Source organism: Streptomyces spirodelae, assembly GCF_017676385.1.
Classification (GTDB): Bacteria; Actinomycetota; Actinomycetes; order Streptomycetales; family Streptomycetaceae; genus Streptomyces; species Streptomyces spirodelae.
In genome coordinates, this window is the sequence record NZ_JAFFZN010000015.1 from 175,581 (window position 1) to 186,061 (window position 10,481).

Sequence of the window (10,481 nt, forward strand, 5' to 3'; positions counted from 1 at the left end):
TTCCTTGCGCACGCCAACGCCTTCCTTGCGCACGCCGACGCCTTCCGTCCGCATGCGGCCCCTTCCGCTCACTGCCGTGCCGCGCCAGGGACCTGCCATTCAGGGTCCCTGCCGAGCCAGGCGGCGAGGCGGGTGCAGGTGTCGGCGCTCTGCGGGGCCTGGCGCGTCTCGCCGAACGGCAGGTGCTCCCGCCCCTCTGCGGGCAGCGCCTGGTGCGCGGTGGCCAGCGCGAAGCGGGCCACCTCCTCGTCCAGCTCGCCGCTCCAGCCGATGGCCCGCGCCAGGTCCCAGGTGTGGCCGACGGTCTCCATCACCGAGCCCGCCAGCGCGATCCGGCCGGGCATCCGCCCCCAGGGCACGGTGACGACGGCGTCCATGGCCTCGTCGCTCTCCCAGGCGGTCAGCATCCGCTTGCGGCCGTCCTCGTAGAGTTCGGGCCACTGTCCGGCGGGCACGTCGGCCGTCCACTCGGGCACGTCCGCGCCCTTCCCGTCCCCGCCTTCGGGCACGGTGGCGATCCGGCGTGCGCCGCTGACCACGTGGCCCAGCAGGGCACGCACGTCGTACTCCTCGCACGGTGTCGGGTCGTCGAGCCGTTCGGGCCGTACGGTGGCGATCACCGTGGCCAGCTGCGCGGTGGCGCGGGCGTACAGCGGGCGGGGGTCGGGGATGTGCGGGGTGCTGTTCACGGTTCACTCCTGGGTACGCGGCCGGCCGTGGCGGTGCCGGGCCGGCGGTGGCTTCGGTGCGAGGAGAGTCTGCCGGGAAAACTGGACACAACCCGTCAACATTTTTGCGGCACTGTGGAGAGGTGAAATCCGACCGGCTGCTGGCCATCCTGTTGCTCCTCCAGACGCGCGGCCGCGTGCCGGCCGACGAGCTCGCCGCGGAGCTGGAGGTCTCCGCGCGGACCATCTACCGGGACGTCGAGGCTCTGTCGGCCGCCGGGGTGCCTGTGTACGCCGAGCGCGGGCGGCACGGAGGCATCACCCTGCTGCCCGGCTACCGCACCGATGTGACGGGCCTGACCAGCGACGAGGCCCGCGCGCTGTTCGTACTGGCCGCACAGGGCGTGCACGCGGCCCTGGGGCTCGACAGCGCTCTGGGTTCGGCGCTGCGCAAGGTGATGGCCGCGCTTCCCGCGCCGCACCGGCCGGTCGCCGATCTGACGAGCCGCCGCATCCTGGTCGACCCCGACCGTTGGCTGCCCGGACCCCGCGGTGAGGTCCAACTGGACGTGCTGCACACCGCTGTCTTCGCCGACCGCAGGCTCCGCCTCCGCTACCGGCACAGCGGCCAGCACCGGGTGCGCACCTACACGGTCGATCCGTACGGCCTCGTCAGCAAGGCGGGTGTCTGGTACCTGGTCGCCGACCGGCGCCGCTCCCCCGCGCTCTTCCGTGTCGACCGGATCGCCTCCGCGACAGCGCTGGAGGAGCCCGTACGGCGCCGTGAGGGCGTCGAGCTCTCAGACGTATGGCAGACGCTGCGCCGACGGGTCGAGGACCGTCCCAGAGAGCTGCGGGTGACAGCGAGGGTGCATCGCTCACGGCTCGACATGTTCACCCGGATCGTGGGTCCCTTGCTGACCGAATACCCCGGCGCGGACGGGAAGGGTGAAAAAGAGGGTGACTGGGTCACCGTCCGCCTGGCCTTCTCCGTCCTCCCCGGCGTCAGCGTGCTCTTGCAGTTCGGCCAGTGGGTCGAGATTCTCGATCCCCCGGAGGCCGTCGAAGAACTGCTGCGACGCACCCGCGAGGTGGCCGCCCTGTACGAGCGGCAGCGCGCCTCGCCGTCCGGGAGCGCCACCGCTACCGCAGCGCTCTCCTACGAGACCGAGGAGTGAGCCGGGGACGGAACCGTCCGCCGGGCCTCGTCCGGGCCGCTGCCGCCAGCCGCCGTCTCCCGGCTCGCGCTGAAGGCGACAGCCCCCAGGCGACAGCCCTCCGGCCTCTGTCGGCGGGCGTCAGCCGGCCAGGCCGGGGAGCCGCTCCAGCACCTGCGCGATGCCGTCCTCGTCGTTGGAGGCGGTCACCTCGTCCGCGACGGACAGCAGCTCCTCGTGGGCGTTGGCCATGGCGACGCCGTGACCGGCCCAGGCGAACATCGGGATGTCGTTGGGCATGTCGCCGAACGCGACGGTCTCGGCTGCGCGGATCTTGAGCCGTCGGGCGGCCAGAGCCAGCCCCTTGGCCTTGGACAGACCCAGCGGCAGCAGTTCCACTATGCCCTCGCCGGCCACCACCACGCCCACCAGGTCGCCGACGGCGGCCCGTGCGGCCTTGGCCAGCTCGTCGTCGTCCAGCTGCGGATGCTGGATGTAGAGCTTGTTCAGCGGCTGCCGCCAGATGGTCTCGCGGTCCTCGAACGGGACGTAGGGCAGCGGCCCGTCATGCACCCGGTAGCCGGGTCCCGCCAGCACCTCGCCGTCCACCCCGTCTCGGGAGGCTGCGACCGCGACGGTGCCGACCTCCTTCTCCAGCAGGCCAAGGGCCTGCTCGGCGACGCGCCTGTCGAGCGTGACGGAGGTCAGCAGCCGGTCCGAGCCCGCGTCGTAGACCTGGGCGCCCTGTGCGCACACCGCCAGCCCGCGGTAGCCGAGGTCGGCCAGTATCCGCTTGGTCCACGGCACCGCGCGGCCCGTGACGACGATGTGCGCGGCACCGCGCGCGGTGGCCGCTTCCAGCGCGGCGCGGGTACGCCGCGAGACGGTGTCGTCGGAGCGCAGCAGCGTGCCGTCGAGGTCGGTGGCGATCAGCCGGTACGGGAACGCGTCGGGACCGCCAGGGGCGGCAGCTGGCGCGCTCACTTGGCGACCGGCTCCAGCGCCTCACGGCCGCCCAGATACGGCCGCAGCACCGGCGGCACCCACACCGAGCCGTCCTCCTGCTGGTGGTTCTCCAGCAGCGCCACGATCGTGCGCGGTACGGCGCACAGGGTGCCGTTCAGCGTCGCCAGCGGCTTGACATGCCCGCCCGTCGCCCGACCACCGCCCCCGCCGGAGGTCGCTTCGCTCCCGCCTGCCTTCTCGCGCATCCGGATCGACAGCCGACGCGACTGGAACTCGGTGCAGTCCGAAGTGGAGGTCAGCTCGCGGTACTTGCCCTGGGTGGGGACCCACGCCTCGCAGTCGAACTTGCGCGCCGCCGAGGAGCCAAGGTCACCGGTGGCCACGTCGATCACCTGGAACGGCAGTTCCAGCGACGACAGCCACTGCTTCTCCCACTGGAGCAGCCTGTGGTGCTCGGCCTGGGAGTCCTCAGGGGCGACGTAGGAGAACATCTCCACCTTGTCGAACTGGTGGACGCGGAAGATGCCGCGGGTGTCCTTGCCGTAGGAGCCGGCCTCGCGGCGGAAACAGGGCGAGAAGGCGGCGTAGCGCAGCGGCAGCCGGTCCGCCTCGATGATCTCGTCCATGTGATACCCCGCCAGCGGCACCTCAGAGGTGCCGACGAGGTACATGTCGTCCTTGGGCAGGTGGTAGACGTCCTGCGCGGCCTGGCCCAGGAAGCCGGTGCCCTCCATGGCGTGCGGCTTGACCAGCGCGGGCGTCAGCATCGGGGTGAAGCCCGCCTCGGTCGCCTGTGCGATGGCCGCATTGACCAGGGCCAGCTCCAGGAGCGCCCCCACGCCGGTCAGGAAGTAGAAGCGCGAGCCGGACACCTTGGCGCCCCGCTCGACGTCGATGGCGCCGAGCTTCTGGCCCAGCTCCAGGTGGTCCTTGGGCTCGAAGCCCTCCGCCGCGAAGTCGCGTGGCGTGCCGATCGTCTCCAGGACGGCGAAGTCCTCCTCGCCGCCGACCGGGACGTCCGGGTGCACCAGATTGCTGAGCCGGCGCAGCAGTTGCTGTGTCTCCGCCGCTGCCTCGTCCTTCTCGGCGTCGGCTGCCTTCACGGCGGTCGCCAGCTCACCGGCGCGGCTCAGCAGCTCCGCCTTCTCCTCGCTCGTTGCTTTGGGGATGAGCTTGCCGAGCTGCTTCTGCTCGGCGCGGAGTTCGTCGAAGCGGACGCTGGAGGACCTGCGCCGCTCGTCGGCGGAGAGCACCGCGTCGACGAGGTCGACGTCCTCTCCACGGGCGCGCTGGGAGGCGCGCGCACGGTCGGGGTCCTCACGGAGCAGGCGAAGGTCAATCACCACGCCAGGGTACCGGTGGGCTCGGACGCCGCTCGATTCGATATCACTTTGCAGTGTTTTGCCCGAATTGGGCGTTTTGCTGCGCCGAGGAAAATACTGTTCTCTGGGTTTCTCGTTCTTCCGGTTTTCCGGCTTTCCGGCTTTCGGTGAGCGTCGGCCGGCCCGCACGTACAGGGGTGGGGCGGATGGACTGGAGGTGCTCGCGGGGGAGTTGAGCAGGCTTCCCGGCGGCACTTATCCACAGCTGTGACAGACTCCGGCCGGGTTTTCCACAGGGGGAGAAGTAGTGCTGTGGAAATGAGGGAGTTCCGTTCCGGCATCTGTTCGGTCGGCGCGGAATTCCCGGGGTAAACCAGAAATACCCACTCAATCGAGGGGGGTTAGCTCACCCCAAAGAGTTGATCAACGGAATTGTGGTGACGGGGTGGGAGCTGCGCCCTGTGGAGGGAGATGGGGTCTGCATGCCGCTTTGTCGACTGAGTCCGTTTTCTCTGTCGACTTGTGCACAGGTCGGCACCCACCCCTGTGGATAACTTTGCCGACCCTGTGTACGACGCGTCGGTGCGACAGTACGAGCTGTCTGTGCGGCAGTACGGCCAGCCTGTGCGGCAGTACGGCCAGCCTGTGCGGTTGTACGACCCGCACGTGCCGTCAGTCCCGCCCGTCCAGGCACCGCGACAGCCAGTCGGCTGCCGCCACGAAGTCCCCGTCCGCTGTCCCCGAGCGCAGCGTCGGCGGCTGCTCGTCGGCGCGCGGGTACGAGCCCAGGAACCGCACCGCACGGCAGGAGCGCTTCAGCCCCATCAGCACATCCCCCACCCTGCGGTCCTGCACATGGCCCTCGCAGTCCACCGAGAAGCTGTACTGGCCGATGCCCTTGCCCGTGGGGCGCGACTCGATCCGCATCATGTTGACGCCGCGCGAGGCGTACTCGTGCAGCACCTCCAGCAGCGCACCGGGCTGGTCCCCGCGCAGCCAGAAGACCACCGAGGTCTTGTCGGCCCCCGTCGGCGCGGCCGGCCGCCCCGGCTGCCCCAGCAGCACGAACCGCGTCATGGCGTTCTCCGCGTCGTGGATGTCGGTGACCAGCGGCTCCAGGCCGTAGGTCGCGGCGGCGAACTCACCGGCGAAGGCGGCGTCGTACCGGCCTTCCTGCACCAGCCGGGCACCGTCCGCGTTCGAGGCCGCCGACTCCCACAGTGCGTCCGGCAGGTGCGCGGCCAGCCAGTTGCGCACCTGCGGCTGCGCGACCGGATGCCCGGTGACCGTCTTGACCTCCTCCAGCCTGGTGCCGGGACGCACCAGCAGCGCGAACGCGATCGGCAGCAGCACCTCGCGGTAGATCATCAGCCGCCTGCCGCCCGCGAGCTCGTCCAGCGTGGCGGTGACGCCGCCCTCCACCGAGTTCTCGATCGGCACGAACGCCGCCTGCGCCTCCCCGTTCCGTACGGCGTCCAGCGCCGCGGGAACCGACACCATCGGGGTGAGCTGGCGGGTGGCTGCCTCGGGCAGGGTGTGCAGCGCGGCTTCGGTGAAGGTGCCCTCGGGGCCGAGGTACGTATAGCGGCTCGCAGGTGTCATGAGCCCACGGTAGTCGCGCCGGGAGGCCGTCCGGGGCCGGTCTCAGCCTTCGAGCAGCCGCTGCCCGACGTACTCGCCCTTCCGGGGGCCGCCCGGCACCGCGAACAGTCCGCTCGCCTCGTGCCGCAGGAAGCGGGAGAGCGCGTCCCCCCGGTCGAGCTTGCGCTGCACGGGTACGAAGCCGCGCAGCGGATCGGCCTGCCAGGCCAGGAAGAGCAGCCCGGCGTCCGGCGCACCGTCGTCCCGGAAGCCGTCGTGGAAGGAGAACGGCCGGCGCAGCATCGCGGCTCCTCCGTTGCTGCGCGGAGCCGTGACCCGGATGTGCGCGTCCCCGGCGATCACCGGCAGCCCGTCAGGGCCGCGCTTGTCCAGATCCGGCTCGGTGTGCTCATGGCCGCCGGACAGCGGAGCGCCGTCGGACTTCCGCCGCCCTATGACCTTCTCCTGCTCGTCCAGTGAGCGCTTGTCCCAGTCGTCCAGCAGCATCCGGATGCGCCGCTGCACCACATAGGAGCCGCCCGCCATCCAGGAGGGCCCGCCCGAGGACGGTACGAAGACCTTCCCGGCGAAGTCCTTCTCCTCAGGCCGGGGATTGTTCGTACCGTCGACCTGTCCCATCAGATTGCGCACCGTACGGGGGCGGTCCGTGGCGCCGGGGGAGCGGTTGAAGCCGGACATCTGCCAGCGCACCCGCGCGGTGCCCGCCGCCTCGCGCTGCACGGCGCGCAGCGCGTGGAAGGCGACCAGCGCGTCGTCGGCCCCGATCTGCACCCACAGGTCGCCGTCGGAGCGCTTCTTGTCCAGCGCGTCGGCCGAGAAGTGCGGCAACGGCGCGAGCTGCGTCGGCAGCCGGTCCTCGAGCCCGGTACGAGCGAAGAACGTCCGGCCGAACCCGAAGGTGACCGTCAGCGACGACGGCCCGGCGTCCAGCGCGATCCCGGTGTCCCGCTCCCCGTCCCGCGGCGGCTCGCCCGCCATCATCCGCCGGGCCGCATCGGACCAGCGGCGCAGCAGCGCCGCCGCCTGCTTGCGGCCCGCGTCCGGCGCGAGGTCGAAGGCGAGCAGATGACCGTGCGCCTGCGCGGGCGTCACGATGCCCGCCTGATGCGTGCCGTGGAACGGCACGGCGGTGGAGCCGAGCGTGGTCAGTGCAGTGGGCGCCTCGTCCTGGGCTGCGGCATACCCCCAGGCGCCGCCGGCCCCGCCCAGCGCGAGCCCGGCGGCGCCCGCCGCCGAGGCGGTGCCCAGCAGCCGGCGACGCGTGACCAGCCCGGCCCCGGAACCCTCGCCGCGACCCGTGGTCTTCGTCGTCCTCGCGCTCCCGTGCTCGCTGTTCTGCGCGCTCTGGTCGGCGGTGCCCTTGTTGGCGGCGCTCTTGCCGACGTTGCTCTTCCTGGCGGAGTTCTTGCCGGTGTCGCTCTTGCTCGTGGCGCTGTTGTCCGCGGCGCTCTTGTCCGCGGTGTTGTTCGAGTTCTGTGTGCTCATCTGGTCGCTCGGTTCCGGCTCAGCCGATGGTGGCGGTCGTGGTCTTGGTGACCTGGTCGATGTCGGAGGTGCGGACGGTGACCGCGACCTTCCATTTTCCGGCCATGGGCAGTTGCAGCCCAGTGGCCTTCCAGTGCCCCTTCTCCCGCTTCACCGGTTCGAGAGGGACGGACAACGGGCCGAGGTCCTTGGCGGGCAGCGTGAAGGCGACCTTCACCTCGGGGGCCTCGACCGGCTTGCCGCTGGGGCTGGTGGTGCGCAGCTCCAGGCTGTTCCCACCGCTGGTGCCCGGGTCGATCTCCAGCTCCGCCGTGCCCTTGCCGCCCGGGCCGCCCGTGTCGAACGGCACCTTCACATCCACAGGACCGCCGGGCTCGCTGCGCGCCGCGCTCTGCGCCGCGCGCACCTGTTCCTCGGTGCGGCCCGGCTCGGTGCCGGTCAGTGCCGTGGTGACGCCCAGCAGTACGAGAGCGACGGCGGCCTCGGTCAGCACCGTGCGGCGCAGCCCGCTGCGCTGCGGGTCGGCCTCGCGCTCCTGGCGCCGCCTGGCCGCTTCGGCTGCGGCGCGCTGCCGCGCCAGCTGGGCGGCCCGCACAGGGTCGGCGGGCTCAGCGGGTTCGGTGGGCTCAGCGGGTTCGGTGGGCTCGGCGGAGTCGGCGTGGTCTGCGGGTACGGATGTCTTTTCCGCGCCCGCCGGAACGGCCGCCCGCCCGGCGCCCCTCGGGCCAGGCACCTTTTCCGCTCCTGTGGAGACCGCGTTCTCCACACCTGCGGGGGCCTCGGTCAACCTGGTTGTCCATCGCCTGGAGAACCAGCCGACGGACACCAGCACCCCCACCACGAGCACCTTCACGATCAGCAGCTGCCCGTACGAGGTACCGGTCAGCGCGCTCCACGACCCCACCTGGCGCCACGACTGGTACAGCCCCGTCGCGGCCAGCACGGTGACGCAGATCAGTGCCAGCCGCGAGAAACGGCGCACTGTCGTGCCTGTCGGAGAGGGGCCCCAGCGCAGCAGGCAGAACAGCGCGGACAGACCGCCCAGCCACAGCGCAACGGCGAGCAGATGCAGCACGTCCACGGGCATCGCCAGTCCGGTCTGGATGCCGGTGGAGGCGTGCTCGGCCATCGCCCAGGTCGCCGCGAGACCGACCGCCACCACGACACCGCCCACGGACAGTCCGTAGCGCAGATCCCGCCGTCGGCTCGCGGCCTGGTCCCGCTGGGCGTACGCGCCGAAGAGCACCGAGACGAACAGCGCGGCTGCCGCGAGCAGCAGCAGCCGGGAGACGAGCGCGCCACCGGGCTTGGTGGCCACCACCTCCTTGAGGCCGCCCAGGTCGACGACGTCGGCGAGCCGCCCGGAACCGGCATAGGGGCCGCGCAGCAGCAACAGCGCCAGTGTCGCTGCCGTCAGGGTGGTCCAGCCGGTGACCGTCAGCCGCTGCACCGGCCGCGCGGAGGCGGCCGGTGACGAGCACAGCAGGACGAAGGCGGCGCCGCCGACCAGCAGCACGAAGCCCGCGTAGGCGGCGTACCGGCCGATCCCGTAGAGGGCGCCAACGGCGCCACCGCCCGCCTCCTTGTCCTGCTGCGGCACCTGCACACTCGTCTCGGAGGGCTTCCCCACCGAGAAGGTGAACGCGCCGGAGACGGGATGGCTGTCCGCGGAGACGGCCTGCCAGGCGACGGTGTAGGTGCCCTGGCCCAGCCCGGTCCGCAGCGAGACGGTGCGCCGCACCTTCCCGCCCGTGCCGGTGTCCCGGACCTTCCGGGTGTCCACCCGCTTGCCGCGCGGGTCCAGCACCCGGATGGCACCGTCCGACATGGCAACGCCCTCGGAGAAGTCGAGCGTGACCTGGCGAGGCGCGCCGCGCACCACCGAGCCCTCCGCCGGGTCGCTGCCCGTCAGCGCGGCGTGCGCCGCGGCCGGGCCCGCGGCCGTCAGCACGGCCAGCAGCGCGCAGACCCCCGTGACGAGGGCCAGCAGCACCCACGTGGCGGCCGGGCGGGGCGCGGCGGGACGGGCGCAGCCGCGGCGGGCGGCGGCGCGTCGAGCTGTGCGGAGCGGTTCCGCCGCGGTGGCGGTGGTGTACGGCACGCCTGCGGACCTCACTTCCGGGGTGTGTAGTTGGTCGCTTCGACAGGCGCCTCGACCGTGACGGCACCGGACCGCTCGAAGTGCAGTACGAAGGTGACCGTCTGGCCCTTGGTGGGCTTGCGCTTCAGCCCCATGAGCATCAGGTGGTTGCCGCCGCGCCCCAGTTCGAGAGTGCCGTGTGCGGGCACGCGCAGGGACTTCACCCGCTCCATCCGCTGCTCGACTGTCTTGTGCATCTCGACCTTGCCGGCGACGTCACTGGAGACGGAGGTCAGCTTGTCGGCCTGCTCGCCGCCGTTGCGCACGGTCAGGAAGCCGCCTGCCATTTCCTTGGTCGGCGGCTGCGGCACATAGGCGCCGCTGATCTTCAGCTCCGGACGGCCGTCGCCCTTGCCGTCGCCGCCCTTGTCGTCGGAGGAGCAGGCGCCCAGCGCGAGGGTGAGTGCCGTGCCGCAGGCCATGGCGGCGAGTGACCGACGCGCACCGGGGGACAGGCGCCTCGCGGACGCGGACCGGGCGCTCACGGGTTCTTCCCCTCGATGAGCTTGGGCAGGTCCTTCTCCAGGATCTCCGGCCCGGTGTTGTCCTCGGTGTACAGCACGTGCGCCTTGTCGTCCTTGGGGGAGAAGGCGAGCAGCTGGGCACCGTGAGTGGAGACGATGTCGCCGTTCTTCTTCTTGTACGACGGTGCGACGCTGACGCCCACGCTGCGTGCCCCCGCCTGGATGGTGTCGAAGTCGCCGGTCAGCCCGATGAAGGAGGGGTCCTGGCCGTCCAGCCATTTGCCGAGCTCCTTGGGGGTGTCCCGCTTCGGATCGGTGGTGACGAAGACGACCCGCAGCTTCTTCTGCTCCTCCTTGGGCAGCTTGGACTTGGCGACCGAGATGTTGCTCATCGTCAGCGGGCAGATGTCGGGGCAGTGGGTGTAGCCGAAGTAGAGCAGGGTGGGGTGGCCCTTGGTCTGCTCGACCAGGTCGTAGGTCTTGCCGTGGGTGTCGGTGAGCCGCAGGTCGGGCTTGTCGAAGGGCTGGTCGAGGACCGTGCCGCCCTTCTTCTGCTGGTTGTCGACCGTGGCCGGCTTGTCGGTGGCCTTGGCGCCGCCGTCGTCGGAGCCGCAGCCGGCCAGGGCGAGTGCGGCGGCCGTGGCGAAGGCCGCGGCGGCCGCGGCCCTTCTCGTAGT

The 10,481-nt window shown here is 71.5% G+C and carries 9 protein-coding genes; 1 reads left to right on the top strand and 8 read right to left on the bottom strand.

Going from position 1 to position 10,481, the window contains the following annotated elements:
* Positions 1–68 precede the first annotated feature (68 nt).
* Positions 69–689 (bottom strand): TIGR03086 family metal-binding protein, encoded by a 621-nt coding sequence (locus JW592_RS17935; RefSeq protein WP_209266134.1) that lies wholly within the window; start codon positions 687–689, stop codon positions 69–71.
* 122 nt (positions 690–811) lie between these two features.
* Here JW592_RS17935 and JW592_RS17940 point away from each other — a divergent pair, with 122 nt between their 5' ends.
* On the top strand, positions 812–1,846 hold the full coding sequence (locus JW592_RS17940) for a helix-turn-helix transcriptional regulator (protein ID WP_209266135.1): 1,035 nt from the start codon (positions 812–814) through the stop codon (positions 1,844–1,846).
* Between the two features lie 120 nt (positions 1,847–1,966).
* Here the strand turns inward: JW592_RS17940 and JW592_RS17945 are convergent, their stop codons facing one another.
* The 7 genes from JW592_RS17945 to JW592_RS17975 all read right to left on the bottom strand — a co-directional run.
* Entirely contained in the window at positions 1,967–2,809 is an 843-nt protein-coding gene (locus tag JW592_RS17945; RefSeq protein ID WP_209266136.1) for an HAD family hydrolase, read from the bottom strand.
* Positions 2,806–4,134 (bottom strand): serine--tRNA ligase, encoded by a 1,329-nt coding sequence (gene serS / locus JW592_RS17950; RefSeq protein WP_209266137.1) that lies wholly within the window; start codon positions 4,132–4,134, stop codon positions 2,806–2,808. Before serS ends, JW592_RS17945 begins: the two co-directional genes overlap by 4 nt.
* 651 nt (positions 4,135–4,785) lie before the next feature.
* Positions 4,786–5,715, bottom strand: coding sequence for a prephenate dehydratase (gene pheA, locus JW592_RS17955; protein WP_209266138.1), 930 nt, complete (start codon positions 5,713–5,715; stop codon positions 4,786–4,788).
* 42 nt (positions 5,716–5,757) lie between these two features.
* Complete coding sequence (gene efeB, locus JW592_RS17960) at positions 5,758–7,200, bottom strand: iron uptake transporter deferrochelatase/peroxidase subunit (protein WP_229376270.1); 1,443 nt, start codon at positions 7,198–7,200, stop codon at positions 5,758–5,760.
* A 19-nt stretch (positions 7,201–7,219) separates the two neighbouring features.
* Positions 7,220–9,301 (bottom strand): copper resistance protein CopC, encoded by a 2,082-nt coding sequence (locus tag JW592_RS17965; RefSeq protein WP_209266139.1) that lies wholly within the window; start codon positions 9,299–9,301, stop codon positions 7,220–7,222.
* Between the two features lie 11 nt (positions 9,302–9,312).
* Complete coding sequence (locus JW592_RS17970; protein WP_209266140.1) at positions 9,313–9,762, bottom strand: copper chaperone PCu(A)C; 450 nt, start codon at positions 9,760–9,762, stop codon at positions 9,313–9,315.
* A 59-nt stretch (positions 9,763–9,821) separates the two neighbouring features.
* Positions 9,822–10,481, bottom strand: a 660-nt coding sequence (locus JW592_RS17975) for an SCO family protein (RefSeq protein ID WP_229376271.1), incomplete at its 5' end; no start/stop codon positions are given.